28 protein-coding genes are annotated in these 26882 nt (G+C 71.8%); 8 read left to right on the top strand and 20 right to left on the bottom strand.

What is annotated here, in order from left to right:
• Positions 1-285 precede the first annotated feature (285 nt).
• Together CG719_RS18700 and CG719_RS18695 are read right to left on the bottom strand one after the other, a co-directional pair.
• Positions 286-1125, bottom strand: coding sequence for a polysaccharide deacetylase family protein (locus CG719_RS18700; protein WP_100569791.1), 840 nt, complete (start codon positions 1123-1125; stop codon positions 286-288).
• Positions 1122-2060, bottom strand: coding sequence for a polysaccharide deacetylase family protein (locus CG719_RS18695; protein ID WP_376492643.1), 939 nt, complete (start codon positions 2058-2060; stop codon positions 1122-1124). The genes CG719_RS18700 and CG719_RS18695 overlap by 4 nt, the downstream gene beginning before the upstream one ends.
• Positions 2061-2151: 91 nt before the next feature.
• Between CG719_RS18695 and CG719_RS18690 the strand changes: the two genes are divergently transcribed.
• Positions 2152-3342 (top strand): class I SAM-dependent methyltransferase, encoded by a 1191-nt coding sequence (locus CG719_RS18690; protein WP_442802732.1) that lies wholly within the window; start codon positions 2152-2154, stop codon positions 3340-3342.
• Between the two features lie 38 nt (positions 3343-3380).
• On the opposite strand, the gene CG719_RS18685 is transcribed toward CG719_RS18690, so the two are convergent.
• The 4 genes from CG719_RS18685 to CG719_RS18670 form a co-directional block, all read right to left on the bottom strand.
• Positions 3381-4652 carry an RNA polymerase sigma factor gene (locus tag CG719_RS18685; RefSeq protein WP_234375636.1) on the bottom strand — a complete coding sequence of 424 codons (1272 nt, stop codon included), beginning with the start codon at positions 4650-4652 and terminating at the stop codon, positions 3381-3383.
• A 44-nt stretch (positions 4653-4696) separates the two neighbouring features.
• On the bottom strand, positions 4697-5053 hold the full coding sequence (locus CG719_RS18680) for a YciI family protein (protein ID WP_100569789.1): 357 nt from the start codon (positions 5051-5053) through the stop codon (positions 4697-4699).
• Positions 5054-5205: 152 nt separating this feature from the next.
• Complete coding sequence (locus tag CG719_RS18675) at positions 5206-6303, bottom strand: LCP family protein (RefSeq protein WP_100569788.1); 1098 nt, start codon at positions 6301-6303, stop codon at positions 5206-5208.
• Between the two features lie 94 nt (positions 6304-6397).
• A complete protein-coding gene (locus CG719_RS18670; RefSeq protein WP_100569787.1) occupies positions 6398-7426 on the bottom strand; it encodes a LacI family DNA-binding transcriptional regulator in 1029 nt (342 codons plus the stop codon).
• Between the two features lie 154 nt (positions 7427-7580).
• Between CG719_RS18670 and CG719_RS18665 the strand changes: the two genes are divergently transcribed.
• From CG719_RS18665 to CG719_RS18650, 4 genes are read left to right on the top strand one after another with little or no spacing between them, the layout of a single operon-like run.
• Positions 7581-8888: an ABC transporter substrate-binding protein gene (locus CG719_RS18665; RefSeq protein ID WP_100569786.1), complete on the top strand. Its 1308-nt coding sequence runs from the start codon at positions 7581-7583 to the stop codon at positions 8886-8888.
• A complete protein-coding gene (locus CG719_RS18660; protein ID WP_100569785.1) occupies positions 8885-9781 on the top strand; it encodes a carbohydrate ABC transporter permease in 897 nt (298 codons plus the stop codon). The genes CG719_RS18665 and CG719_RS18660 overlap by 4 nt, the downstream gene beginning before the upstream one ends.
• A 4-nt stretch (positions 9782-9785) precedes the next feature.
• Positions 9786-10685, top strand: coding sequence for a carbohydrate ABC transporter permease (locus CG719_RS18655; RefSeq protein WP_100569784.1), 900 nt, complete (start codon positions 9786-9788; stop codon positions 10683-10685).
• 58 nt (positions 10686-10743) lie between these two features.
• Positions 10744-13068, top strand: coding sequence for a glycoside hydrolase family 3 N-terminal domain-containing protein (locus CG719_RS18650; RefSeq protein ID WP_100569783.1), 2325 nt, complete (start codon positions 10744-10746; stop codon positions 13066-13068).
• A gap of 403 nt (positions 13069-13471) precedes the next feature.
• Here the strand turns inward: CG719_RS18650 and CG719_RS18645 are convergent, their stop codons facing one another.
• The 4 genes from CG719_RS18645 to tsaB are packed head-to-tail and all read right to left on the bottom strand — an operon-like array spanning position 13472 to position 16011.
• Entirely contained in the window at positions 13472-13735 is a 264-nt protein-coding gene (locus CG719_RS18645; RefSeq protein ID WP_100569782.1) for a hypothetical protein, read from the bottom strand.
• Positions 13732-14838: a tRNA (adenosine(37)-N6)-threonylcarbamoyltransferase complex transferase subunit TsaD gene (gene tsaD, locus CG719_RS18640; protein WP_100569781.1), complete on the bottom strand. Its 1107-nt coding sequence runs from the start codon at positions 14836-14838 to the stop codon at positions 13732-13734. Before tsaD ends, CG719_RS18645 begins: the two co-directional genes overlap by 4 nt.
• A complete protein-coding gene (gene rimI, locus CG719_RS18635) occupies positions 14831-15361 on the bottom strand; it encodes a ribosomal protein S18-alanine N-acetyltransferase (RefSeq protein WP_324838210.1) in 531 nt (176 codons plus the stop codon). Before rimI ends, tsaD begins: the two co-directional genes overlap by 8 nt.
• Complete coding sequence (gene tsaB, locus CG719_RS18630; RefSeq protein ID WP_100569780.1) at positions 15358-16011, bottom strand: tRNA (adenosine(37)-N6)-threonylcarbamoyltransferase complex dimerization subunit type 1 TsaB; 654 nt, start codon at positions 16009-16011, stop codon at positions 15358-15360. Before tsaB ends, rimI begins: the two co-directional genes overlap by 4 nt.
• 112 nt (positions 16012-16123) lie before the next feature.
• On the opposite strand from tsaB, the gene CG719_RS18625 reads away from it, so the two are divergent.
• The gene (locus CG719_RS18625) at positions 16124-16681 is read left to right on the top strand and encodes a hypothetical protein (protein ID WP_199836681.1); all 558 of its coding nucleotides are present in this window, start codon (positions 16124-16126) and stop codon (positions 16679-16681) included.
• A gap of 289 nt (positions 16682-16970) precedes the next feature.
• Here the strand turns inward: CG719_RS18625 and CG719_RS18620 are convergent, their stop codons facing one another.
• From CG719_RS18620 to CG719_RS18585, 8 genes are all read right to left on the bottom strand, one after another.
• A complete protein-coding gene (locus CG719_RS18620) occupies positions 16971-17159 on the bottom strand; it encodes a hypothetical protein (protein WP_199836680.1) in 189 nt (62 codons plus the stop codon).
• A gap of 130 nt (positions 17160-17289) precedes the next feature.
• On the bottom strand, positions 17290-17808 hold the full coding sequence (gene tsaE / locus CG719_RS18615) for a tRNA (adenosine(37)-N6)-threonylcarbamoyltransferase complex ATPase subunit type 1 TsaE (protein ID WP_100569778.1): 519 nt from the start codon (positions 17806-17808) through the stop codon (positions 17290-17292).
• Positions 17777-19030 (bottom strand): alpha/beta fold hydrolase, encoded by a 1254-nt coding sequence (locus CG719_RS18610; protein WP_100569777.1) that lies wholly within the window; start codon positions 19028-19030, stop codon positions 17777-17779. The genes tsaE and CG719_RS18610 overlap by 32 nt, the downstream gene beginning before the upstream one ends.
• Positions 19031-19125: 95 nt before the next feature.
• On the bottom strand, positions 19126-20334 hold the full coding sequence (alr, locus tag CG719_RS18605; protein WP_100569776.1) for an alanine racemase: 1209 nt from the start codon (positions 20332-20334) through the stop codon (positions 19126-19128).
• A 90-nt stretch (positions 20335-20424) separates the two neighbouring features.
• A complete protein-coding gene (locus CG719_RS18600; protein WP_100569775.1) occupies positions 20425-21861 on the bottom strand; it encodes an NAD(P)H-hydrate dehydratase in 1437 nt (478 codons plus the stop codon).
• Between the two features lie 71 nt (positions 21862-21932).
• Entirely contained in the window at positions 21933-22304 is a 372-nt protein-coding gene (locus CG719_RS18595; RefSeq protein ID WP_100569774.1) for a holo-ACP synthase, read from the bottom strand.
• Between the two features lie 45 nt (positions 22305-22349).
• On the bottom strand, positions 22350-22643 hold the full coding sequence (locus CG719_RS18590) for a hypothetical protein (RefSeq protein ID WP_159024892.1): 294 nt from the start codon (positions 22641-22643) through the stop codon (positions 22350-22352).
• On the bottom strand, positions 22644-23957 hold the full coding sequence (locus CG719_RS18585; protein ID WP_100569772.1) for an RNA-guided endonuclease InsQ/TnpB family protein: 1314 nt from the start codon (positions 23955-23957) through the stop codon (positions 22644-22646).
• A 16-nt stretch (positions 23958-23973) separates the two neighbouring features.
• Here CG719_RS18585 and tnpA point away from each other — a divergent pair, with 16 nt between their 5' ends.
• The gene (gene tnpA, locus CG719_RS18580) at positions 23974-24408 is read left to right on the top strand and encodes an IS200/IS605 family transposase (RefSeq protein ID WP_100569771.1); all 435 of its coding nucleotides are present in this window, start codon (positions 23974-23976) and stop codon (positions 24406-24408) included.
• 118 nt (positions 24409-24526) lie between these two features.
• On the opposite strand, the gene CG719_RS18575 is transcribed toward tnpA, so the two are convergent.
• Entirely contained in the window at positions 24527-25348 is an 822-nt protein-coding gene (locus CG719_RS18575) for a hypothetical protein (protein WP_159024891.1), read from the bottom strand.
• A gap of 117 nt (positions 25349-25465) precedes the next feature.
• Positions 25466-25879 carry an ATP-binding protein gene (locus tag CG719_RS18570; protein WP_100569769.1) on the bottom strand — a complete coding sequence of 138 codons (414 nt, stop codon included), beginning with the start codon at positions 25877-25879 and terminating at the stop codon, positions 25466-25468.
• A 158-nt stretch (positions 25880-26037) separates the two neighbouring features.
• Here CG719_RS18570 and CG719_RS18565 point away from each other — a divergent pair, with 158 nt between their 5' ends.
• The gene (locus CG719_RS18565; protein ID WP_100569768.1) at positions 26038-26880 is read left to right on the top strand and encodes a helix-turn-helix domain-containing protein; all 843 of its coding nucleotides are present in this window, start codon (positions 26038-26040) and stop codon (positions 26878-26880) included.
• Positions 26881-26882: the final 2 nt, after the last annotated feature.

Raw genomic sequence — 26882 nt, 5'->3', positions numbered from 1 at the left:
GACCTGCCCGTCGCTGTGTTGGCACTCTCCAGGGGGGAGTGCCAGACCTGAGACTATGACCGCGATTAGCACTCGGTCAAGCGGAGTGCCAATTGCCTCGTGGCGCGTCGGCGGGTGGGGTGCGTTTGGGGAACGCGCGTTCGAGGTGTTGTGGGTGTGTGTGGGCGTCCCTGGGGGCTTCGCCCCCAGGCCCCCGAGTCGGCCTGAACGGCCTCGTCCTCAAGCTCCCCCAAGCTCTTCGAGCAGGGGGGACCCCCAGACGGGCTGGTTTTTGCCGGACTCGCCTCAGAGATAGTCCTGCAGCCGTCCCACCGTCAGGCCCTTTTCCTGGATGGTGCGGAGCAGGCGGGTCGTGCGGTCGCGGAGGGGCGGGCCGTCGAGGTCGTCGTCGTCCGAGGCGACGAGGAGGATGTCGCCGGGGCGCAGTTCGTGATGGCCGTGGCTGAAGCGCAGGCCGGTGTCCGTCGTGGCGGCGCGCCACAGGACGACGGCCGAGACCCCGCAGTCGGCGGCGGCGCGCAAGGTCGTCGTGTCGTATCTGCCGTAGGGCGGGCGGAAGAGGCGGGGGGTGACGCCGAAGCGGGAGCGGATCTTGTCCCGCTGGCCGCAGATCTCGGCGCGCTGGCCCGCGTAGGGCAGTCCACGCAGCGAGGGGTGGTCCAGGGTGTGGTTCTGCAGGTCCGCGCCGACCGACATCAGGTGCGCGAAGTGCCCGTACCCCGGTCCGACGACACTGTCCGTGAGGAACATGCTGACCGGCAGCCGCAGTTCACGGACCATGTCGACGAACCGCGGATCCTTCTCCGCGCCGTCGTCGTAGGTGAGGAAGACGACCGGGTCGGAGGTGGCGATCCGGTCCACGACCTCGGGCAGGCCGGCCGACGGGCCGGCGCCGGCGCGGCGCGCCGGACGGGCCGGCGGCTTCGGCGGTGCGGGCAGCGGCGCCCTGAGGCCCCAGCGCCGGTAGGCCTGGTCGGCCGCCGCCGGGCTCGGCGACCGTACGCCCTGTGCCGCCTTGCGGCCGAGCCGTTCGAGGGGGTCGACGGACGTGGCGCAGCCGGCCAGCAGGGAGGCGGCGAGCAGGGCCACCGCCACGTGCCGGGACCTGAGGGGCCGCAGCCTCACAGGTAGTCCTCCAGCCGGGCCACCGCGTACCCGTCGGCCGTGACCTTCTTCAGGAACCGGCGCATGTCGTCGGCCATCGTGCCGTTCCACTCGCCCCGGCCGCGGAAGTGGGTGAGCACGATGTCGCCGGGGCGCAGCCGCTGGTCGTCCTCGCGGAACTCCCAGTGGTCGACGTAGACCTCCTCGTTCCAGATCGGCGCGTACTCGATGCCGCAGGACTTGGCGGCGCGCAGGGTGTCCTGGTTGTAGTTGCCGTAGGGCGGGCGCATCATCCTCGGGCGCTTGCCGAACTGCTTCTCCATGATGTCCTGCGTGTCGCAGATCTCCCGGCGCTGCTCCTCGTAGGACAGGCCCGGCAGGTAGGGGTGGTGCAGCGTGTGGTTGTTGAGGGTGACCCCCAAGGCCTGCATCTTCCGGAAGTAGTCGTAGTCGTCCTTGATCAGGTAGTCGCTGAGGAAGGCGGTGTACGGGATCTTCAGGTCCCGCATCATCCGCAGGAACTCCGGGTCCTTCTCCGCTCCGTCGTCGATGGTCAGGAAGACGACCTTGTCCTTGGTGGGGACCGTGGTGAAGACCGGGGGCAGGTTCCAGTCCTCCTGGTGGTTCACCTCGAAACCGGCGCGGGCGGTGGCCCTGAGTTTCTTCGTGGGCGGCTTCGGGGGGATCAGCGGGACCTGCTCCAGGCCCCAGCGCCTGGCGGTGGCCGCCCGCTGCGCGTAGGAGATGTGCAGGCGGTCGGCGTAGGAGCCGAGGGCGGGGGCGGCGGGCGCCTGGTGGCGCGGCTGGCCGGGGGCCGGGCGTACCTGTGCCTCCGGCTCCGCGCAGCCGGAGGCGAGCGTGGCGACGGCGAGCACCGCGAGTCCGCCGCGGATCCGGTTCCCGCGCATCAGGAACCTTTCAGGACTATTTTTATCGTTTTGTCCTACAAGCCTCATGGCGCCGGATCCTCGCAGGCCCACCGCCCGGAAGCCGGGGCGACACCGCGACCGGAGGCACACCGTCCACCGACTGGCCCACAATGAGCCGGTGAACGACCACCTCCACGCCTTCGCCTCGCTGCTCACCCCCGAGGGCCGCGCCCTCCTCGACGAGGTACGCGGCACCGAACCCGCCGACGAACTCGCCGTCGCCACCCGGCTGCGCCGTGAGCACCCCGCCGAACTGGTGTCGGCGGCGCTCGGCCAGGCCCGGCTGCGGCAGCGGGCGGCCGCGAAGTTCGGGGCCGAGGACGCGGGCCGGATGTTCTTCACGCCGAACGGCGTGGAGCAGTCGACGCGGGCGAGCGTGGCGGCCCACCGGGCGGCCCGGCTGCGGGAGTCGGGGGTGACCTCGGTCGCGGACCTGTGCTGCGGGATCGGCGGCGACGCGATCGCCCTCGCCCGCGCCGGGATCCGGGTCCTCGCCGTGGACCGGGACCCGCTGACCGCCGCCGCGGCCCGCGCGAACGCCGAGGCGCTCGGGGTGGCGGACCTGATCGAGGTGCGCGAGGCGGACGTCACGGAGGTCGACACGGCCTCGTACGACGCGGTGTTCGTGGATCCGGCCCGCAGAGCGGGAGGAGGCCGGGGCGCGCGCATCTTCGACCCGGAGGCGTACTCGCCGCCGCTTTCCTGGGCCGTCGGTGCCGCCCTCCGGGCCCCCCGCGCGGCCCTGAAGATCGCCCCCGGCATCCCGCACGAGCTGGTCCCGCCGCAGGCCGAGGCCGAGTGGATCTCCGACGGCGGGGACGTGAAGGAGGCGGTGCTGTGGTTCGGCACCGAGCCGGGCCTGATCAGGGCCACCCTGCTGCCCGGCCCGCGCACCCTGCGCGGCCGCGGCCTGCCCGACCCCGCGGTCCGCACCCCGGGCCACTACCTGTACGAGCCCGACGGCGCCGTCATCCGCGCCCACCTGGTCGCCGAGGTCGCCCAGGAGCTCGACGGCGGCCTGATCGACGCGACCATCGCGTACGTGACCGCCGACGAACTCCGCCCCACCCCGTACGCCACCGCCTACGAGATCACCGACCGGCTGCCCTTCAACGTCAAGAAGCTCAAGGCGCTGCTGCGGGAGCGCGAGGTGGGCACGCTGACCGTGAAGAAGCGGGGCTCGGCGGTGGAGCCCGAGGAACTGCGCAGGAAGGTCCTTCCGAAGCCGCACGGGAAGAACGCGGCGACGGTGTTCCTCACCCGCGTCGCGGGGGCCCCTGCCATGCTGATCGGCCACCCGGCGGCCTGACGCCCGCGGGAGGCGGCGACCACCCCGCCGGGGCGCCCTCAGCCGTTCTCGGCGGCCCGCCTCAACAGCAGTTCCCGCTCCCGCTCGTTGCGGGCCAGGGACGCCGCCCGTTCGAACTCGGCGCGCGCCTCCGCCGTGCGTCCGAGACGGTTCAGCAGGTCCGCGCGGACGCTGGGCAGCAGGTGGTAGGCGCGCAGGGCGGGTTCGGCAGCCAGGGCGTCGACGATCTCCAGGGCCGGGGCCGGTCCCTCTGCCATCGAGACGGCGACCGCGCGGTTCAGCTCCACGACGGGGGAAGGGGACCGGGCGGCCAGGAGGGCGTACAGGGTGACGATGGCGGGCCAGTCGGTCTTTTCATAGGTGTACGCGCGCGCGTGGCAGGCGGCGATGGCAGCCTGCAGGGCGTACGGACCGGGGGCCCCGGTGGTGTCGGCGCGGGCCAGCGCGGCGACACCACGGGCGATGAGCATGCGGTTCCAGCGGCGGCGGTCCTGGTCCTTGAGCAGCACCGGTTCGCCGTGCGGACCGGTGCGGGCGGCGGCGCGGGAGGCCTGGAACTCCAGGAGGGCCACCAGGGCGTGCGCCTCAGGTTCCTTCGGCATCAGGCCGGCCAGCAGCCGGGCCAGGCGCAGCGCGTCCTCGCACAGCCCCGGGCGCAGCCAGTCGTCGCCGGCCGTCGCGGCGTACCCCTCGTTGAAGATCAGGTAGATGACGCCGAGGACCGAGCCGAGCCGGGCCTCGCGCTCGGGGCCGTACGGCACCTCGAAGGCGACGTTCCGCTGGGCCAGAAGGCGTTTGGCGCGCACGATCCGCTGGGCGACCGTCGACTCGGGCACGAGGAAGGCGCGGGCGATCTCGGCCGTCGTCAGGCCGCCGAGCAGCCGCAGGGTGAGGGCGGTGCGCGCCTCGGCGGACAGCACAGGGTGGCAGGTGGTGAAGACCAGGCGCAGCAGGTCGTCGTCGATGTCGTCCGGGGCCGAGGGCTCTTCGGGCGGCGGGACCGCCTCCAGGTTCCGGCCGATCTCCTGGAGCTTGTGCGCGTACTGCTCCCGGCGGCGCACCAGGTCCACTGCCCGGCGCCGGGCAGTGGTCATCAGCCAGGCGCCGGGGTTTCCCGGCAACCCGTCCCGGGGCCACTGCTCCAGCGCGGCGACCAGGGCGTCCTGCGTCAGCTCCTCGGCGATGCCGATGTCCCGCACGATCCGGGCGACGGCCGCGACGACCCGCGGCGACTCCAGCCGGAAGACGGTCTCGAGGTCTTCCTCCAGAGCGCCGGGGGGTTCGGTGGGCCGGGCGTGCTGCTGTTCCACAACCCACCATCGAACACCCCCGGCGGCCCTGGGCCAAGGAGCACTCAGCCCTCGGCGATCTCGCGCACCTCGCACGTCACCGTCCAGAACTCCTCGTGCACCTTGAGGAACCGCTTGGCCCACTCGACGGCCTCCGCCATGTCCTTGCACTGCATGAACGCGTAGCCGCCGACGACCTCCTTCGACTCCGTGAAGGGCCCGTCGGTGACGGAGATCCGCCCGCCCTCCCAGTGCACCCTGGTGCCCTGCGCGGACGGCATCAGCCCGGCGGTGTCCAGCATCACTCCCGCCTTGGTGACCTCCTCGATCAGTTCCCCCATCCGCTGCATCAGCTCGGGGCTGGGCCCCTCGGCGGGCACGGTGCTCTCGTCGATCTTCACAAGCGACAGGTAACGCGGCATCGGTGACTCCTCGGCCGGCCGGCGGGGCCTCTCCCCGCCTCTCACCCCGTACGTCGAACAGGGGACGGCGGAATCGACACACGCCCCGGAATTTCTTCGGAGATTTTTCCCGAAGGGCGTTTCAGCAGGTCAGAGGGGTCCGCGGACAAAGGTCACCGCAGCGACGTCCACAGCTCGGCCGCGTCCGGTTCCTGCGCCACCACCCGGTTGGGGTTCCACGGGGCCGTCACCACCGGCATGGTCACCGTCTTCACGTTCTGCGCCGACAGGCCCCGCAGGCTCTCGCCGAGGGTCGTCAGCTCGCCCAGCGAGTCGAGGCCGGTGTCGGTGGTCAGGCTGCCGGTCACCGCGTCGGCGACCCGGTAGAGCCCGGCGGGGTCGTTCAGCAGGCCGGAGTCGGACATCTGCTCCAGCAGCGCCTTGACCAGCGTCTGCTGGAGGCCTATGCGGCCCAGGTCGCTGCCGTCGCCCACGCCGTACCGGGTGCGGGCCAGGGCGAGGGCGTCGGTGCCGCCCAGATGGTGGGTGCCGGCCTTCAGGTGCAGATGGCTCTTGTCGTCGTCGATGTCCAGCTCGGTGGTGACGGTGACCCCGCCCATCGCGTCCACCAGCTTCGCGAAGCCGGAGAAGTCGATCTCGACGTAGTGGTCCATGCGGATGCCGGTGAGCATCTCGGCCGTCTTGACCGCGCACACCGGACCGCCCACCGAGTACGCGCTGTTGAACATGGCGTAGTGGGCCACCGCCGTGGAACCGCCGGACTCCAGCGGGCAGGACGGGCGGGTCACCAGCGTGTCGCGCGGGATGCTCACCACGGTGGCCGAGGTCCGGCCCGCGTCGATGTGCACGATCATCGCGGTGTCGGAGCGGGCGCCCTCGCTGTCGCCGCCGCCGAGTTCCTTGTTCTGCGCGCCGCTGCGCGAGTCCGAGCCGAGGACCAGGATGTTGAGGGCCCCGCTGGGCAGATCGGCCGTACCCGCCGACGGCGCGCTGAGCGGTCTGGGCGGGCGGTCGTCCCCGAGCGCGCTGTTGATGTCGACGCCCTTGATGTTCTGGTTCAGGTGCCAGTACGCGAGGCCCGCCGCCGCGACGCCCAGCATCAGGACGCCCGTCAGACCGAGTCCCACGGCCTTCAGGGCCCGTGACCGCCGGCCGGATTCTCCGCCCGCGTCCCAGCTCCCGCTGTCGCCGTCGGTGTCGCCCCGGTCGCTGTCATGTCCCCTGTTGTGTCCCCTCACGGGGAGGAACATACGTCCGACTCACGCGGGACCCGACAGGGGGAGGCGCCCATGACCGATTTCTTCGGAAAATCTCATCTTCCCCGAACCTATGGGCACTTGGGCTTCACTTCGCGGGCGCCGCCGTGCTGCTGCGCACCACCAGACTCGTGGCCAGCTCCACCCGGGTCGCCGCCGGCACGTCCTCCTCGCGCCCGAGGTCGAGGACCAGCTTCGCCGCCGCCTCGGCCATCTCCGTCAGCGGCTGGCGCACGGTCGTCAGCGGCGGCCCGACCCAGCGCGCCACCGGCAGGTCGTCGAAGCCGACCACGCTCAGGTCCTCCGGGACGCGCAGGCCCAGTTCGCGCGCCGCCTCGTACACGCCGAGCGCCTGGAGGTCGTTGCCCGCGAAGACGGCGGTCGGCCGGTCCTCGCGGCGCAGCAGCTTCAGACCGAGCCGGTAGCCGGCCTCGTGGTGGAAGTCGCCGGTCACGATCAGCGACGGGTCCACCGGCAGCCCGGCCGTCTCCAGCGCGGCCCGGTAGCCGTCGACGCGGGCGCGGCTGCACATCATCCGGGAGGGCCCGCTGATGGCGCCGATGCGGGTGTGCCCGAGCTCCACCAGGTGCCGGGTGGCGGCCAGCCCGCCCTGCCAGTTGGTGGCGCCGATCGAGGGCACGTCGGCGCCCGGGTCGCCGGCCGGGTCCATCACCACGAACGGGATGGAGCGGCTGGTCAGCAGCGCCCGCTGGGACTCGTCGAGCCCGGACAGCACCAGGACCACGCCGTGCGGCCGGCGGGCGGCGACCTGGTCGGCCCAGGTCCGCCCGGGAGTGAGCCGGCCGGCGCTCTCGGAGAGCACGACGCTCAGCCCCGCGTCCCGCGCCACGTTCTCCACGCCCCGGATGACCTCCATCGCCCAGGCGCTCTCCAGCTCGTGGAAGACCACGTCGATCAGCGGCGAGCGGGTCGCCTCCGCCCGCCTGCGCCGGTAGCCGTGCGCCCGCAGCAGTTCCTCGACCCGGGAACGGGTGGTCGGGGCGACGTCGGCACGACCGTTGAGAACCTTCGAAACAGTCGGAGCCGACACACCGGCCTCGCGGGCGATCTCGGCGAGCGTGGCGGTCTGCGTTCCTGCGGTCTTCGTCGGCTTCATGGCCGCGATCGTATCTCTGCGCGACCCCTTGACGAACCCCCTCGACCGCTTTAGGTTCCCGGAACATTCGAAGTGCCATACGAAACATTCGGCAACTCGAAGAGTTCGGCCAGACGAACATTCGGAACACGACATTCGTGAGAGGTGCCGTCACATGGAGTCCTACAGCAGGCGCTGGTTTCTCGGCGCCGGCGCCACCACCCTCATCACCGCGGGCCTTACCGCCTGCGGTTCCGGCAGCGGCTCCGGCGGCTCGGGCGACACGCTCACGGCGATGGTGTACGGCGACGACGCGGTGAAGGTGCAGTCCGCGGCCGTCAAGCGGTTCAACGCCTCCGCCGCGGCCAAGAAGGCGAACGGCAGGATCCAGCTGGAGAAGGTGCCGGGCTCGGACTACCCGGCCAAGCTGCGCACCGCGATGGGCTCGCCGCACGCCCCTGACGTGTTCTTCAACTGGGGCGGCGGCTCCATCAAGGCGTACAAGGACGCGGGCCAGCTGATCGACCTCACCGACACCATCGGGTCCGACCCGGTCCTCAAGAGCGGCTTCCTGCCCTCCGTGCTCGCGGCCGGGGCGCTCGGCGGCCGCAACTACGGCGTCCCGATGCGCGGCATGCAGCCGGTGATGCTCTTCTACAACAAGGCCATGTTCGCCGAGCACAAGCTCCAGCCGCCCACCACCTGGGACCAGCTGCTCGACAACAACGCCAAGCTGAAGAAGGCGGGCATCGCCCCGTTCGCGCTCGGCGGCGCCGACGTCTGGCCGGAACTGATGTGGCTGGAGTACCTGGTGGACCGCATCGGCGGGCCCCAGGTCTTCGAGAAGATCAAGAACGGCGACGCCTCCGGCTGGGGGGACCCGGCCGTCCTCAAGGCCGCCCAGACGGTCAAGCAGCTCATCGACGACGGCGCCTTCGGCCAGGGCTTCAGCTCGGTGGCGTACACCAACAAGGGCGCGCCGGCGGTCTTCGCCAAGGGCAAGGCGGCCATGCACCTGATGGGCTCGTGGGAGTACTCCACGCAGCTCGGCGAGTTCCCGGACTTCGCCAAGAAGAACCTGGGCTGGTGTCCGTTCCCGAAGTTCGACGGCGGCGCCGGCGACATCCGCAACGTCGTCGGCAACCCGACCAACTACTGGTCGGTGAACAACCGTACGGCCAACAAGGACGCCGCGATCGCGTTCCTGAAGGAGTGCGCCTCCGAGCAGTACGCCAAGGACCTGATCGCCAACGGCGACATCCCGACCACGTCCAACGCGGCCAAGCTGCTGGACGCCGCTCCCAACCCCGAGTTCGCCAGGTTCCAGTACGAGATGGTGCAGCAGGCCCCCGCCTTCACCCTGAGCTGGGACCAGGCGGTCGACCCGAACATCTCCACGCCGATGCTCACCGAGATCAACAAGCTGTTCGTGGGCAAGTCGAGCCCGAGCCAGTTCGTGTCCGCGCTCCAGGGGCTGAAGTGAGTTCGACGGTCTCCACCGGGACGAAGGGCAGGCCTGGGCAGGGCGTGCGGGCCGGTCGCCCGCACGCCGCCTGGGCCCTGCCCGGCGTTCTGTTCTTCGCCTTTTTCGCCATCGCACCGATGGCCCTGGCCTTCTACCTGTCCTTCACCTCGTGGAACGGCCTGGGCGACCCCGAACCGGCGGGACTGGCCAACTGGCGGAAGCTGTTCAACGACCCGCGCCTGACCCAGTCGATCACGGTGACCGTGCTGCTCACCGTGGTCAGCTGGACCTTCCAGACGGTGATCTCGCTGCTGCTGGGGGTCTGGGCGGCCGGCCGCCAGCGCAACCGGGCGGTACTGTCCGCGATCTTCTTCACGCCGTTCCTGCTGTCCTCGACGGCGATCGCGCTGCTCTTCTACTCCCTGCTCGACCCGAACTTCGGCATCATCCGCGGGGACACGTTCGGCTCGACGTCCGGCGCCTTCCTGGCGATCGTCTTCGTCGGCGGCTGGCAGTTCATCCCCTTCCACACCCTGATCTACCAGGGCGGGGCGCGGCAGATCCCGGAGGTCCTGTACCAGGCGGCGGCCATCGACGGCGCCGGCCGCTACCGCCAGTTCTTCTCGATCACCCTGCCCCAGCTGCGCAACACGGCGACCACGTCCAGCGTGCTGATGATCGTCGGCTCGCTCACCTACTTCGAGACCGTCCTGATCCTGACCCAGGGCGGCCCCGGGACGGACACCGCGATCCTGCCGTACCTGATGTACGAGGCGGGCTTCAAGAGCTACGACTTCGGTTACGCGAGCGCCATCGCGTCCTTCCTCGTCGTGGCCGCCACCGCGCTGTCGCTGCTGCTGGTCCGGCTGACCGGCTTCGGTGCCATGCGCAGCACCAGGGAAGGAATGTGACGAAATGTCACACGACACGCTGCCGCGCCGTCCGCTGGACGCTCCCGAGGCGGGGGTGACCGCGGCCACCGCGCACCGCCGCCGTCACTGGACCAGGCGCCCGAACCCGCTGGCCGGCCTCGGCTCGGTGATCTGGCTGGTCGTCGTGATCATCCCGATCTACGCGATGATCTCGACCTCGCTGACCCGGCAGGACGAGTCGCTGGGCAACGCCCTGGACCCGCCGAAGCACCCGACCCTGGAGAACTACAACACCGTCCTGCACAGCGGGTTCGGCCATCTCCTCGCCAACACGATCACCGTCGCGGCGGCGGTGGTGGCCATCGTCCTCGTACTGTGCGTCCCGCTCGCCTACGTCGCCGTCCGCACCCGCAGCTTCTGGTCGGGGGCGGCCTTCCGCATGTTCCTGCTCGGAGTCGCGATCCCGGCGCAGGCGGTCGTCGTGCCGCTCTACCTGATGATCGCCAAGCTGAACCTCTACGACAGCCTGCTCGCGGTCATCCTGCCGACGGCGGCGTTCGCGATGCCGGTCTCGACGCTCATCCTCACCGGCACCCTGCGGGACATCTCCGAGGAGCTCTACGAGGCGATGGCACTGGACGGCGCCTCCCCCACCAGGATGCTGTTCCAGCTCGTCATCCCGATGTCCAAGGGCGGCATCAGCACGGTCGTCGTCTACTCGGCCCTCCAGGCCTGGAACGGCTTCCTCTTCCCGCTGATCTTCACCCAGTCCGACGGCCCGCGCGTGCTGACCCTCGGACTGTTCAACTACGTCAGCGAGTTCGGAGTGAACATCCCCGCGCTGCTCGCCTCCGTCGTCCTCTCCGGCATCCCGATCTTCGCCGTCTACCTGGTGGCCCGGCGCGCCCTCGTGGGCGGCCTGATGGGCGTGGGCGGCAAGTGACCCGGCCCGACCGGCGGCAGCCGAATCCCCCCTCAGCGACAGACCCGACAGGAGTTTCATGACCACCGCCCCCTGGCGCGACCCCGCCCTGTCCGCCGCCGCCCGTGTCGACGACCTGCTGTCCCGGATGACCCTCGCGGAGAAGGTCGCCCAGCTCTACGGCGTGTGGGTGGGCGCCGCGACGGACGGCGAAGGCGTCGCCCCGCACCAGGAGCAGATGAACACGGACTACGACTGGGACGAGCTGATCACCCTCGGGCTCGGCCAGCTCACCCGCTCCTTCGGCACCGCCCCCGTGAACCCGGCGCTGGGCGCGCAGGCACTGGCCCGCGCCCAGCGCCGGATCGCCGAGGCCGGCCGCTTCGGCATCCCGGCGGTCGCGCACGAGGAGTGCCTGGCGGGCTTCACCGCCTGGGGCGCGACCGCCTATCCGGTCCCGCTGGCGTGGGGCGCCACGTTCGACCCGGAGCTGGTGGAGGAGATGGCCGGCCGCATCGGGCGGGACATGCGCTCGGTGGGCGTGCACCAGGGGCTCGCGCCCGTCCTGGACGTGGTCCGCGACCCGCGCTGGGGCCGGGTCGAGGAGACCGCCGGCGAGGACCCGTACCTGGTCGGCACGATCGGCAGCGCGTACGTGCGGGGCCTGGAGTCGGCGGGGATCGTGTCCACGCTGAAGCACTTCGCCGGGTACGCCTCCTCGGCGGGCGCCCGCAACCTGGCCCCCGTGCGGGCCGGCACCCGGGAGTTCGCCGACGTCACGCTTCCGCCGTTCGAGATGGCGCTGCGCGAGGGCGGCGCGCGCTCGGTGATGGCCGCGTACACGGAGACGGACGGCGTCCCGGCCTCCGCGGACCCGCAGCTGCTCACCGAACTCCTGCGCGACCAGTGGGGTTTCACCGGCACGGTGGTCGCCGACTACTTCGCCATCGACTTCCTGCGGACCCTGCACCGGGTCGCCGGCACCCCGGCCGAGTCGGCGCACCTGGCCCTGGCCGCCGGGATCGACGTCGAACTGCCGACGCTGAAGTGCTACGGCAAGGAACTGGTCGCGGCGGTCCAGGACGGCACGGTCGCGGAGTCCCTGGTGGAGCGCGCGGCCCGCCGTGTCCTGCTCCAGAAGTGCGAACTGGGCCTGCTGGACGAGGACTGGGCCGCGGACACCCCCACCGAGTCGATCGACCTGGACTCGGCGGAGAACAGGGCCATGGCCCGCCGGGTGGCCGAGGAGTCGGTGGTGCTGCTGGCCAACCCGGACGGGGTGCTGCCCCTCTCCCCCGACACCCGGATCGCGGTCGTCGGCCCCCGGGCGGCGGACGCCCTGGCCATGCTGGGCTGCTACTCCTTCCCCTCGCACGTGGGCACCCAGCACCCCGAGGTGCCCATGGGCATCGAGATCCCCACCCTGCTGGACGCCCTGCGCGGCGAACTGCCCGACGCGAAGGTGACGTTCACGGAGGGCTGCGACGTCTCCGAGCCCGACGTCTCGGGCTTCGAGGAGGCGGTCGCCCGGGCGCGGGAGGCCGACGTGTGCGTGGCCGTCCTCGGCGACCGCTCGGGCCTGTTCGGCCGGGGCACGTCGGGCGAGGGCTGCGACGTGGCGGACCTGGCGCTGCCCGGCGTGCAGGGCGCGCTGCTGGACGCGCTGGTGGAGACGGGCGTCCCCGTGGTCCTCGTCCTGCTCACCGGCCGCCCCTACGCGCTCGGCCGCTGGGACGGCCGGCTCGGCGCGGCCGTCCAGGCGTTCTTCCCGGGCGAGGAGGGCGGCCCGGCGGTCGCGGGCGTCCTGTCGGGCCGCGTGAACCCCTCGGGCCGGCTGCCGGTGAGCGTGCCGCGCGGGCCCGGCGGCCAGCCGTGGACGTACCTCCAGCCGCCGCTGGGCCTCGCGGGCGAGGTGAGCAACCTGGACCCGACCCCGCTGTACCCGTTCGGGCACGGGGTGTCCTACACGGCGTTCGAGTGGTCGGACTTCCAGGGCAACGATGTCATCGGGACCGGCACGGAGATCGGCACGGACGGCTCGTACGACGTCTCCGTGACCGTGCGCAACGCCGGTGACCGGGCCGGCGCGGAGGTCGTGCAGTTGTACCTGCACGACCCGGTGGCGTCGGTGACCCGCCCGGACGTCCGCCTGATCGGCTACCGGCGGCTGGAGCTGGAGCCCGGCGAGTCCCGCCGGGTGACCTTCCGCTTCCACGCGGACCTGTCCGCGTTCACCGACCGCACGGGCCGGCGCGTGGTCGAACCGGGCGCCCTGGAACTCCGCCTGGCCGCATCGGCGTCGGACGTCCGCCACACGGCCCACCTGAGCCTGACGGGCCCGGTACGGGAGGTCGGCGCGGAGCGCCGTCTGCACTGCGAGACGGAAGTCTCGCCGACGCCCTGACCCGCCCCTGGGGGCTGCCGCCCCCAGCCCCCCGCTTCGGCCTGAACGGCCTCGTCCTCAATCGCCGGACGGGCTGAAAAAAACAGCCCACCCGGCGATTGAGCCGAAGGAGAGGGGAGCGGGGGTGCAGGGGGCAGAGCCCCCGCCGGGGTTGGGGGCGGAGCCCCGGGGACGGGATCCCTCAACTCACCGAGACAGCGGGAGGGTGGGCGTAGGCCGCAACAAAAACCCCGCCCCCGGAGAACCGGGGGCGGGGTTTCATCGAGCGCCGGGCAGGCCTTGCACCTGCATCTCCCCGCAGGAAGCGGGACGTCTTTCCTTGGACCACCAACGCACTGCTTGCGAACCTCAGTTGGCCGCTTGCGTGTGATGATCATAGACCACCGGAGGGGCCGGAGGCCAATCAGTCGTCCTGGCCGTCCACCGGCTCGAACCGCCACCGATGCACGGCCCGCGTGACCAAGTCCCCCGGAGGCTCGGGGAGTTCCGGAAGCTCGGCGGTGAACTCCGCGTCCCACCAGGTGATGACGAGCACCCGGTCCTGCGGGGCGCGGAAGGTCTCCCGCCGCAGGGGCCGCCGGCCGAGTTCCTGCCGCCGCGCCCAGGCGAGCAGGTCCTCCCCGCGGCCCGCGACCGCCCGCGCCTCCCACATCAGCGCCACTGTCACGGGTACAGGTTCTCCTTGCTGACCTCGTGGACATGGTCGTGGGTGTGCCCGGTGCCCGGCACATGGGGATCCGTCACGGGCAGGGACGAGTCCGCCGACAGGTCCCAGCCGGAGGCCGCGCGGCCCCGCGAGACCATCTCGGCGCCCAGCGCCGCGACCATCGCGCCGTTGTCCGTGCACAGCTTGGGCCGGGGCACGCGCAGCCGGATCCCGGCCGCCTCGCACCGCTCCTGCGCCAGGGCCCGCAGCCGCGAGTTCGCGGCCACGCCGCCGCCGATCATCAGATGGTCGACGCCCGCGTCCTTGCAGGCCCGTACGGCCTTACGGGTCAGCACGTCCACCACCGCCTCCTGGAAGGACGCGGCCACGTCACGCACCGGCACGTCCTCCCCGGCCGCGCGCTTGGCCTCGATCCAGCGGGCCACCGCCGTCTTCAGACCGGAGAAGGAGAAGTCGTAGGCGGGGTCGCGCGGACCCGTCAGCCCGCGCGGGAAGGCGATCGCCGCCGGGTCGCCCTCCCTCGCGTACCGGTCGATGACCGGCCCGCCGGGGAAGCCCAGGTTCAGCACGCGCGCGATCTTGTCGAAGGCCTCGCCCGCCGCGTCGTCGATCGTCGCCCCCATGGGCCGTACGTCCGAGGTGATGTCCGTGGACAGCAGCAGCGAGGAGTGGCCGCCGGACACCAGCAGAGCCATCGTGGGCTCCGGCAGCGGGCCGTGCTCCAGCTGGTCCACGCAGATGTGCGAGGCGAGGTGGTTGACGCCGTACAGCGGCTTGCCCAGGGCGTAGGCGTACGTCTTGGCCGCCGAGACGCCGACGAGCAGGGCGCCGGCCAGACCGGGCCCCGCGGTGACCGCGATGCCGTCCAGGTCCCGGGCGCTGACCCCCGCCTCCTTCAGCGCGCGCTCGATGGTCGGCACCATCGCCTCCAGGTGGGCCCGGGAGGCCACCTCCGGGACGACCCCGCCGAACCGGGCGTGCTCGTCGACGCTGGAGGCGACCGCGTCGGCCAGCAGGGTGGTGCCGCGGACGATGCCGACGCCGGTCTCGTCGCAGGAGGTCTCGATGCCGAGGACGAGCGGCTCGTCCCTCAAGTCAGTCATGGATCTCGGTTCCTTGTACACCGTTGACGGAGGTTGCCGGGTCGGACAGGCGCATCACCACGGCGTCCACGTTTCCCGGCTGGTAGTAGCCGCGCCGGAAGCCGATGGGCTCGAAGCCGAAGCGCTCGTAGAGCTTCTGCGCGCGGACGTTGTCCACGCGGCACTCGAGCATCACCTCCGTGCAGTCGAAGGCGGACGCGGCTCGCAGCAGCTCGGTCAGCAGCCGGGAGCCGAGTCCGGTGCCCCAGTGGTCGCGGGCGACGGCGATGGTCTGCACGTCGCCCTGCCCGCCGGCGGCGACCAGCCCGGCGTACCCCACGAGCCGGCCGTCCTCCTCGGCCACCAGGTAGCGCCGAGTCGCCTCCGGGCCCCTGGAGTGCGCCAGCTCGGACCAGAACATGCCCCGGGACCAGGCGTCCTCGGGGAACAGGTCCCTCTCCAGTTCGAGCACCGGGTCGATGTCCCACCAGCGCATCTCGCGCAGCACGCACCGGGCGGACCCGGTCGTCGTCTGTCCCGTCACTTCGGGGTGACCACCTTGTAGTTCTTGGGCACCTGCGCGTCCGGCCGGCGCAGGTACAACGGCCGGGGCGCGGGCAGCTCCTCCCCGGCGGCCAGACGCTCGGCGGCCAGTGAGGCGAGAGCGGCGGCCGACACGTGCTCGGGCTCGTGCGCCTGCGGGAAGGTCTCGGGGTAGAGCAGCGCGCCGGCGCCGACCGCGGGCAGGCCCCTGACCTGGTCGGTGATGTCGGCGGGCCGGTCCACGGCCGGGTCGGTGACCCGGGTGCGCGAGTCGGCGTAGCGAGCCCAGTAGACCTCCTTGCGGCGGGCGTCGGTCGCCACGACGAAGGGGCCGGGGACGTCGGCGGCGTAGGCGAGGCCGTCGAGCGTGCACAGGCCGTGCACGGGCACGCCGAGGGCGAGTCCGAGGGTGTCGGCCGTCATCAGGCCGACGCGCAGGCCGGTGTACGGGCCGGGTCCGATGCCGGCGACGACGCCCGTGACGGCGTCCAGCTTGAGCCCGGCCTCGGCGAGCACCCGGTCGACGGCCGGCAGCAGGAGCTCTCCGTGCCGGCGCGCGTCCACCTGGCTGGAGGAGGCGATGACGGCCGATCCGTCGTGCAGGGCGACGGTGACGGCGGGGGTGGCGGTATCCAGAGCGAGCAAGAGCACGCAAACAGCCTACGGCTCCCGCGCCTCCGGCACGGCCGCCCGGGTCGAGCGGATCACGGCTGCTACGGTCGCCGCGGGACGGCTGGTACGACCGATGCGGAGGTGAACGACCGTGGCACGGAGCAGTTCGGGGTTCGTGGCCGGGCTCACCGCCGCGGCCGTTCTCACGGTCGGCTTCCTCGCCTACCAGGCGCAGGCGACCGTGCCGCGGAATCTGACCGGCCGGCCCGGCCCGAAGGCGACGCACGCGGCGAGCGCGTCCAAGGCGCCCCGCGACAATCGGCGCCCGGACGCCCTGCCCCGCGGCTCCGGAACGGGCGAGCGGGTCGTGTACTCGCTGAACGACGACCGGGTGTGGCTGGTCGGCGCGGACGGGACGGTCCAGAACACCTTCAGGGTCAGCCCCGGCAACGTCCACCCGGCGCCGGGGACCTACGCGGTGGCGTCCCGTTCGAAGGCGATCACCGGGACCGACGGCGTCCCCGTCGAGCACGTGGTGCGGTTCACCAGCACGGACGGGGCGGTCATCGGTTTCAGCGCGGCGGTGGACGGCTCCTGGCCCACGCCCAACCCGGCGATCAAAACCGGCGGCATCCGCGAGTCCCGCGCGGACGGCGAGACGATGTGGATGTTCGCGACCATCGGCCAGAAGGTCGTCGTCATCCGCTAGGGCGTGTTTCGAAAGTGGCGTCGTTCGCCCGGAGGGCGGGCCCCGCGGCGTCTGGTGCGTGCGATCGCAAGGCGGAGGGTCGCCCTCGTACTGGGTGTACGTGGGCGATCCCGACAACGCAGCGAGCGTGCGTGCCAGGCGCCGCGGGGCAGACGGCACTTTCGAAACACGCCCCAGAGCCGGTCGCAGCACCGGACGGCCGACCACCGGAGCCGACCTTCCGTGAGAGCCCGCCGTCCGCCGGGCACGCCGCCGCCGAAGTCAGTCGTCCGCAAGTCAGCCGATCGGGTTACGCCGCTTCGCGGGGCTCCCCCACCGTGCGGGGGTCCGCGGGCTCCGGGGCGCGTGGCGGCCGGGAGACGGCGTCGGCGGCGGCGCAGGAGGCCAGCAGGTCACGCATGGACACACCGCCCACCGCGTACGGCCGGGGCCTCGACTGGTACCGGTGCTGGTGTTCGTTGCTCTCCATGGCCGACATGGACGCCTCCTGGGGGCCGGGGGCGGACGTGGTTAGGCGCGCCTAACCACGGGCTGAACACCATGTGACCACGCCCGGAGCGCCCCGCGCAAGAATTTGCCGACGTCCTGTCGGAAACTCCGGGCGGCGCTCAGGCGGTCAGAACGCCCAGGTCGACGGCGGACCACCGGTCCCCGATACCCGTCACCGTCACGTGCCGCACCTCGTCCGTGGTGTCGCCGACGGCCCGGTGGATCAGGACCTGGAGCCGGTCGTCGGTCAGCTCCTCGACCTTGCCCTCGCCCCATTCCACGACGACCACGGAGTCCGGCAGCGACACGTCGAGGTCGAGGTCCTCCATCTCGTCGAGCCCACCGGACAGGCGGTAGGCGTCGGCGTGCACGAGCGGCGGGCCGTCGCCCAGGGAGGGATGCACCCGGGCGATCACAAAGGTCGGGGAGGTGACGGCGCCGCGCACGTCGAGCCCCTCGCCGAGGCCGCGGGTCAGCGTGGTCTTGCCCGCGCCGAGCTCCCCGCTGAGCATCACGAGGTCGCCCGCGCGCAGCAGCTTGGCCAGCCGGCGGCCCAGCTCGCGCATCTGCTCGGGGGCGATGACGGTGATCTCGACGGACCCGGGGTCAGGGATGTGCCGTGCTGCTGGTGCTTCCATAACCGTCAACGGTAGTGCCTGCCGGGACCGCGCCCGCGCGGGCGAGCAGGTCGGCGAGGCGGTCCGTGACGACCTCCGGGTGCTCCAGGATCACCAGGTGACCGGCGTCCGGGACCAGCACCAGCTCCGCCTCGGGGAGCAGGCCGGCGATGGCCTCACTGTGCTCGCTGGGCGTGACCAGGTCCTGCACCCCGGCCAGGACCAGCACCGGTATGTCCGCGAAGAGGGCGAGCGCCTCGGTCTTGTCGTGGTCGGTGAAGGCCGGGTAGAACTCGGCGACCACGTCGATCGGTGTGCTCTCGATCATCCGCTCGGCGAACCGGGCGACCGCCGGGTCGACGTCCCGGCCCGCGAACGAGTACCGCTTGATGACGCCGGCGAACAGGTCCGCGGTGGCCCGCCGTCCCCTCTCCACCAGCTCGGCGCGCTGCCCGAGCGCCTTGAGCACGCCGGGGAGCACCCGGCGCACCGCGTTGACGCCGGCCACCGGCAGTCCGAAGTTGACCTCGCCGAGCCGTCCGGAGGAGGTGCCGACGAAGGCGGTGGCGACGACCCGCTCGCGGATCAGCTCGGGGTACTGGGAGGCCAGCGCCATCATCGTCATGCCGCCCATGGAGTGCCCGACGAGCACGAGGGGCCCCTCGGGAGCGGCGGCGTCGATGACGGCCTTCAGATCGCGGCCGAGCTGGTCGATGGTCAGTTCCACGCCGTCACGGCTCTGGGCGAGGCCCCGGGCGGACCGGCCGTGGCTGCGCTGGTCCCAGTGGACGGTGCGGACGACTCCGCGCAGGGCGGCGCGCTGGAAGTGCCAGGAGTCCTGGCTGAGGCAGTAGCCGTGGCTGAAGACGACGGTGACGGGGGCGGGGGCCTTGCGGCCGAAGAGCCGCCGGCGGCGCGGGCCGAGGTTCGCGGTGGCGTCCGGGTCGATGTCGTCGACCTCGTAGTGGAGCTCGGTGCCGTCGTCGGCCATGGCCTTGCCCGGCGTGCCGCGCAGGGCGCCGTAGGGGCCCACGGAGTCCAGGGCGAGCCGGGCCTTGCGGCGTATGCCGCGGCCGACGGTCATCCGTTCGATGGCGACCCCGGCGGCGGCGCCCGCCGCCACCACGCCTAGCGCCGCGCCGGCGATGCCGGTCGCCCGCCGCCAGCCGCCCGCCGCCTCCGCGGCAGAGGCGACGGCCGCCGTGGCGGCCTTCGCGACGGCCCCCGCACTGCTCTCGCTCACGTACCGCTCCTCTTTTCGCCGTACTGCTGTTCGCCTCAGCGGCCGACACCGGTCCCGGTGGGTGCCGCCGTGCCGCGCCCGGGTGTCCGCGCGGGTCACCCGTCCTGCGCGGCCCGCTCCCCGCCCTCTGCCCCGTCCGGCTCCTCGTTGACATAGACGCGCGGGACGCGCGATCCGATGCGCGTGACGATCTCGTACGCGATGGTGCCGGCGGCCTGCGCCCAGTCCTCGGCGGTGGGCTCGCCGCGGTCGCCGGGGCCGAAGAGCACGGCCTCGGAACCGATCTCGGGCTCGTCGCCGCCGAGGTCGACCACGAACTGGTCCATGGCGACCCGTCCGGCGACCGTACGCCACTTGCCGCCGACCAGGACCGGCCCGGTGCCGGACGCGTGCCGCGGGATGCCGTCCGCGTAGCCGACGGGCACCAGGCCGAGGGTGGTCTCGCCGGGGGTGAGGTAGTGGTGCCCGTAGCTGATGCCGTGGCCGCCCGGCACGTGCTTCACCAGGGCGAGCGAGGCGGACAGGGTCATGGCGGGGCGCAGCCCGAAGTCGGCCGGGGTGCCGAGTTCGGCGCTGGGCGAGACGCCGTAGACGGCGATTCCGGCGCGGACGAGGTCGAAGTGGGTCTCGGGGAGGGTGAGCGCGGCGGGCGAGTTGGCGATGTGCCGCACCTCGGGGCGTAGACCGCGCTGTTCGGCGTGGGCGGTCATCTCGCGGAAGAGGCCGAGCTGCGCGGCGATGGAGGGGTGGCCCGGCTCGTCGGCGCAGGCGAAGTGGGACCACAGCCCGGTGACCCGGATCAGGCCGTCGGCCTCGGCGCGCACGGCCTCGGTGACGAGCGCGGGCCAGTCGGCGGGCTGGCAGCCGTTGCGGCCGAGTCCGGTGTCGGCCTTGAGCTGCACACGTGCGGGACGGCCGGCCTGCCGGGCGGCCTCGCGGACCTCCGCCAGCGCCCACAGGTCGCTCACGGACATGTCGAGGTCGGCCTCGATCGCCTCCCGCCAGGGCCCGCCCGGTGTCCACAGCCAGCACATGATCCGCACCCGTTCGGGCGGCAGACCGGCCGCGCGCAGGGCGAACGCCTCCTCGGGCGTGGCGGTGCCCAGCCAGGTCGCCCCCGCCGCGACGGCCGCGCGGGCGCACGGGACCGCGCCGTGGCCGTAGGCGTCGGACTTGACCACGGCCATGACGGCGGCGCCGGACACGCGGTCGCGCAGGGCCCGCACGTTGGCCCGTACGGCGGCCAGATCGATTTCGGCACGGGCACGCAGCGGCGCCGTTTGTGGGTGTGCTGTGTCGTTCATCGCGCCCCCAGTGTCTCAGAGACACCGGACGGCCCTTCGAGAAGCGGGTCGGTGGCGGCCCCGGTCGCGCCGCCGCGCCCCCTTGGCGGCTCAGTCCCGTACGTCCCGCCAGGCCCTCGGGATGGTCTCCGCGATGTCGTGGGCGCCGATCGGCGCGCCGTGCGCGGCGATCCGGCCGGCCAGTCCGTGCAGATAGGCCGCCGCGCTGCCCGCGTCGAGGGCGGGGAGACCGGCGGCCAGCAGCGAACCGGCCAGGCCTGACAGCACGTCACCGCTGCCGGCGGTGGCGAGCCAGGACGTACCGGTCGGGTTGACCCGTACGGGGCCGTCGTCCGGGTCGGCGACGAGGGTGGTGGAGCCCTTGAGGAGGACCGTCGCCCGGTAGGCGGCGGCGAGTTCGCGTACGGAGGCCAGCCGTGCGCCCTCGACCTGCTCGCGTGCCACCCCGAGCAGGGCCGCGGCCTCCCCGGCGTGCGGGGTCATCAGGGTCGGGGCGGTACGGGCGCGTACGGCGTCTCGGTCGGCCAGGCGCAGCCCGTCCGCGTCGATCAGTACGGGTACGTCGGTCTCCAGCACCTCGGCGACGGTGGCCGCGTCGTCCCCGGCGCCCGGTCCCACCACCCACGCCTGCACGCGGCCGGCCTTGTGCGGGCCCTGGTCGGACACGAGCGTCTCCGGGAAGCGGGCGATGACGGCCTGCCCGGCCGGGCCGACGTACCGCACCGCGCCCGCCCCGCCCCGCAGCGCGCCCGACACGGCGAGCACGGCCGCGCCCGGATAGCGGGCCGAGCCCGCCGCGATGCCGACGACACCGCGCCGGTACTTGTCGCTCTCGGCGGCCGGTTGCGGCAGCAGCGCGGCCAGGTCGGCGTGCTGGAGCGCCTCCAGTTCGGGTGCGGCGGGCAGCTCGGGGCCCAGGCCGATGTCGATGAGGCGGACCGTGCCGGCGTACTCGCGGGCAGGGTCGACGAGCAGCCCCGGCTTGTGCGTGCCGAAGGTGACGGTCAGGTCGGCGCGCACGGCGTGGCCCAGCACCTGCCCGGAGTCCGCGTCCACCCCGCTCGGCAGGTCCACGGCGAGGACGGCCGCCCCGGAGCGTGCCGCGCGCTCGGCCAGTGGCGCGGCGTCGGCGCGCAGGCCGCCCTTGCCGCCGATGCCGACGATGCCGTCGACGACGAGGTCGGCCCGGTCGATCGCCTCCCCGGCGGCGCCGTCCGGGGCCACGCTCCCGCCCGCCCGGCGCAGCGCGGCGAGGCCGCCGGGGTGGGTGCGGCCGCGCGCGAGCAGCACGGCGGTCACCCCGGCGCCGCGCCGGGCCAGCCGGGCTCCGGCGTACAGCGCGTCGCCGCCGTTGTCGCCGCTGCCGACCAGCAGCACCACCCGGCGTCCGTACACCCGCCCGAGCAAGTCCGCGCTCGCTGCGGCGAGTCCGGCGGCGGCCCGCTGCATGAGGGCGCCGTCGGGGAGCCTCGCCATGAGCGCGCGCTCGGCTGTCCTGACCGTCTCAACGCTGTACGCGGTACGCATGCGGTCGAGTCTGCCCCGGATGCGTCCGGTCCCGCACGCGGACCGGTGACGGGAGCGGTGACGCGGGGGCGTCAGCCCTCCGCGATCACCACGGCGGAGGCCACGCCCGCGTCGTGGCTCAGGGACAGGTGCCAGGAGCGGACGCCCAGTTCCGCGGCCTTGGCGGCGACCGTGCCGCTCACCCGCAGCCGCGGCCGGCCGGAGTCCTCGACGTACACCTCCGCGTCGGTCCACAGCAGTCCGGCCGGAGCGCCGAGCGCCTTGGCGAGCGCCTCCTTGGCGGCGAACCGGGCGGCCAGCGACGCCATGCCCCGGCGTCCGCCGCCGGGCAGCAGCAACTCGCTCTCCACGAACAGCCGCGTCGCCAGTCCGGGCGTCCGCTCCAGCGACGCCGCGAACCGGTCGATCTCGGCCACGTCGATACCGACCCCGATGATGCTCATGCGGAGCACCCTACGGGCCGCACCTCACCTGCTACGGTCCCACTGTCAGTCGACCTCGGAGGCCGGGAACAGCCCTGAGCCGCCGAACTCGAACGGCGTGCGCAGCAAGACGCCGTTGCACACGTCTCCGGGCGCGAAGTCGCGGAAGTTGCGCGATACGTAAATCTCGGCCCGGGCGAAGATCGCGCACCCCAGGTGGATGGCGTCGAGCCCCTTGATCTTCGGCTTCTCGGCCGTGATGTCGTTGGCGATGAGGCCGACTCGCCGGGTCACTTCCAACGACGAAGCAGTTGCTGTCCAATTGAAGTGTTCTCCCTCGTAAACGGGGGAGATTCCCACCTACCTTGCGGTGGCGGGCTTGACGCGGCGAGCGCGCCTGACGACTGCCCTTCCGGCAGCCGGGATGAGCGCGAGGCCCATCCGGTACAGGTGCAGGACGTTCCGGGCGGCGTTGTGGTCGGCGTTGCCCACCCATCCGCAGTCGGGGTTCTTGCACACGAACACGGCCTGGGACTCCCGGCTGCCCGGTGTGGTGAAGCCGCAGGCGGAGCAGCGCTGGGAGGTGCCGGGTGCGGGAACTTTGTGCAGGGTGCCGCCCTTGCGGGCGGCCTTGTACGTCAGCATCGTCACGGTCCGGCCCCATGCCTCCTGGCTGATGGAGCGGTTCAGGCCGGACTTCTGCGCGACGTTCCTCCCCGGGGCCTCGACGGTCCCCCTGGCGCTCTTGGTCATGTTCGTGATGGTCAGGTCTTCCACCACGATCACGCTGTACCTGGCGGCGATCTCGGTGGTGGTCTGGTGCTGCCAGTCCTGGTGCCTGCGCTTGGCTCTCGCACGAAGCCCCTGGATCTGGTCGTAGGTCGCCCGCAGGCGGTTCGAGGTGCGCTCTGCCCGTTTGCGGAAGCGCTTGCGGTGCGCGGCCCGCTGCTCCAGGCGGAGCAGCTTGGCCTGTTCCTGCTCGGTCAGCCAGGCGTTCGGTTTGTCTGTGGAGGAGGTCCACTCGTCGTGGTCGTACCGCTCGCCGTTGGAGAGAGCGAGCGGCACGATGATCCCGGCGTCGATGCCGACTTCCGGACCGGTGTGTGGCTCGGGCTTGGGCTGGAGGTTCTGGATGCGGAAGGCGATGTGCCAGCCGAGTGCGTCCTTGACCAGCCGTGCTCCGGTGATCCGGTTCTCGGAGTCGGCCCGCTTGCCGACCGGGAGGTTCTTGGTCCAGCGGAAGCGGACCCGGCCGATCCTGGGGATGTTGACCATGCCCCAGCGGCGGTGGACGCGGGTGATGTTCAGGTCCCGGCCCTGGGGGATGTCCACGGACATCGCCGTGCGGAAGCGGGCCTTGAAGTTCGGTTTCTCCGCCCGCCCTTCCCAGCAGTTCTTCCATGCCTGGACATACGTCTTGAGGACTGCCTGCGCGGCCTGGGCGGGCAGGACGGCGAGCCAGTCGATGTCCTTGCGGGCCCGGCGTATCGCCGCGTCCGCAGCCGCCAGGTTCCGGCGCTCCTTGGGGAGCATCGTCCACCAGTCATGCAGGAGGTTCCACATGGTACGGGCAGCGTGCGCCTGGTCATCCATGAGCCGGAGCTGCGTAGGAGTCAGCGCCAGCCGGGCCCGGTGCCCGAACTGCCGTTTCTCCAGTGCAAGTTCCCTGACCACGCGATCACCGTAGCATTTGGTTTATGTCACCTGGAATCCAAATCCTGATATACGCTCAGGCCGTTATGTCGTCCACAACCTGCACGTCCACTTGGTTTTTGTCACCAAGTACCGCCGCGAGGCCATGACCGACGCCATGCTGACCAGATGCGAAGAGATCATGCGCGAGGTCTGCCAGGACTTCGAAGCCGAGCTGAAACAGTTCAACGGCGAAGAGGACTACGTACACCTCCTGGTGTACTACCCGCCCAAGGTCCAGCTCTCCAAGCTGGTCAACTCCCTCAAGGGCGTCTCCGCCAGGCTCCTGCGCAAGGAGTACGAGTCGCACGTGCGCCGGTATCTGTGGGGCGGCCACTTCTGGTCCGGCTCCTACTTCGCCGGAAGCTGCGGCGGGGCACCGCTGACCGTCGTACGCCAGTACATCGAAAACCAACAGCGGCCAGTGAGCTGAGGTCAACCGTACGGATCCGTGCCCCAGGCCGAGGTCAGAGCATTTTTGAGATGGCCTTCATCTCCGCCCCGTAGGGCGGAGCACTGACCAAGATCAAAGGTAGACCGACTCGGGGCGGTCAATTTCCCCCACGCAGAGCCTCCACATAGTCCACCGCGTCCTGGCCGCCGGTCATGTCCGGCCAGAACCCCGCCCGCAGTTCGTCGTCCGAGAGCTGCGGCTCTGTCGGAAGGAGTTCGATCTCCGTCGCGCGCACCTGGACCACTTGGCCCTGTGCGTTCCCGGTGATCTCGCCGGTGACCTCCACCCGGTCACGCCGCCAAGCCCGCCGCAGCTCGGTGTCCAGATCATCACCGAAATAGACGGGAATCACTTCCCCGCCGACCTCGGTGCGCAGCACCGCCCGGGGACGGCGATGCTTTCCCTCCACCAGGCCGCTGAGACGTCCCCGCCGCGAGCCGAACGTGCGCAGACGCGCACGCGTGGCGGCTTGCAGATTGAACGCGGTCCTCTGTGTGACCTCGGCCGTCCGGACTTCGACGCCGTCCGCACGTACCGCGACGAACATGCCGACATCGGGCGATGCTCCGAGGGAACGGGCGACCTGCTGCCCCAGCGATGCCGCACGGGCGGTCCAACCGGTCGGGATGCGTTCCGCGGTCTCGGCTTCGCCCAGCCCGGTCACGGCGGTCCGCAGCACCCGTTCCACGACCTGGTAGTCGGAGTGTTCGGCGATGCGCAGCGGCTCAAGGACACAGGTGACGCTGCCCAGCCTGAGCTCATTGAAGGACCAGCGGGTGCCATGGCGGCTCGACCGCGCGGTCTCGCTGTTCTCCAGCTCGCGCAGCAGCGACAGCACACTCTGCACGGTGCGCAGCGACTCCTGGGCGTCCATGCCGGCGTGCGGGCCCCGTAGCCTCAGTTCGAGCTCAACGCTCATGCCGCACCTCTTCCCCCCTCATGGGCTAGCGACGTCACGGTACTCAGAGCCCGCCTCCATGGTGCCGCTCACTCACCACGTTTTCACCCGGAAGAGACGCCGTCGAGGAAGCCTCCACTACGCGGCGGCCAGTTCGCACCAGACGATCTTGCCGCGGTTGCCCTCCCGCGCCAGCGGTTGCCAGCCCCACAGGTCCGCGCAGGCCCGGACCAGTGCCAGTCCCCGCCCCTCCTCCGACTCGGCCATCTGCTCCAAGGGCACTGGCGGCTCCGGCGGCGCGGGGTCGGCGTCCCACGCCCCGATCCGCAGCACACCGGAGGCCCACCGCACCCGGAGCGCGGCGGGCCCCTTGGTGTGCCGTACGGCATTGGACACCAGCTCGGTCGCGAGCAACTCGGCCACGTCGACGAGCCGAATCAGCCCGTGCATGGTGTGAATCAGCCGGAGGGTGCGCCGACTGACGGTGACGGCGCGGAGATCGTTGGGGATGTAGAGGCAGTATTCCCAGGGTTCCGACACGTCTTCGGGCATGACTCAACTCCGTTCGGGCGGCGAGTGGTCGCAGACCGCTCCACAGTGCGTGCGCTGCGTGACCGAAGGTAGGGCTAATTGTTTAAGTCTCGCAAGCCGATCCCGTAGTCTGACCCCGAACGAGTCGCATTGGGTATGCGTGTGGGGAGGAGCGTGCGGTGGCACTGAGGCACAACCCGACCGCGCGTCAGGTGCGGTTGGCAGCCGAGCTACGCAGACTCCGCGACAACGCGGGCCTGACGTCACGCCAAGCGGCTGCGCTACTCGGGGTGAGCCCTCCTCAGATCAGCCAGATCGAGGCGGCCATCGCAGGCGTGAGCGAGAAGCGTCTTCGTCGCCTGGCGGCCCACTACACCTGTACTGACGAGGAGTTGGTCGCCGCGCTCGCGGCTATGGCCACCGATCGAACGCGCGGCTGGTGGGAGGAGTACCGGGGGCAGCTTCCCACGCCGTTCCTCGATCTTGCCGAGCTGGAGCACCACGCCACATTCCTGCGAGAGGTCCAGTTCCTGTACATCCCGGGCCCCCTCCAGACAGAGGACTACGCCCGCGCCGTCTTCTCCTACCGGGTGCCGGAACTCCCCGATGGTGAGCTTGAGTTGCGTGTCCGCCATCGAATGCAACGCAAGACGGTCCTCGGCAGCGCCCCGTACGAGGCGATCATCCATGAGGCGGCACTGCGCATCATGGTCAGCAACCGCACCGCCTCACGAGCCCAACTGGCTCACCTGCTGGAGCTGTCGGGTGCGGAGCGGATCGCCGTGCGCGTCATCCCTTTCGCGCTGGAAGGCTTCGCCGGCGCCGCGAGCGCCATGGTGCACGCGGGAGGGGTGGTGCCCAAGCTGGACACCGTCGTGCGCGACGCACCGCACGGCACGGTCTTCATCGACTCCGAGGCCCAACTCGGCGCTTTTCGAATGCTCTTCCGTAAAGTGGAGGACGCAGCGCTCACCTGCGAACAGTCGCGCGACTTCATCCACAGGCTGACGAAAGAGTTGTGAGG

It is taken from the genome of Streptomyces sp. CB01373 (assembly GCF_002803075.1).
Lineage (GTDB): Bacteria > Actinomycetota > Actinomycetes > Streptomycetales > Streptomycetaceae > Streptomyces.
Note: the sequence above shows the minus strand (reverse complement) of the source record. Positions and strands in the feature narration are given on the sequence as shown.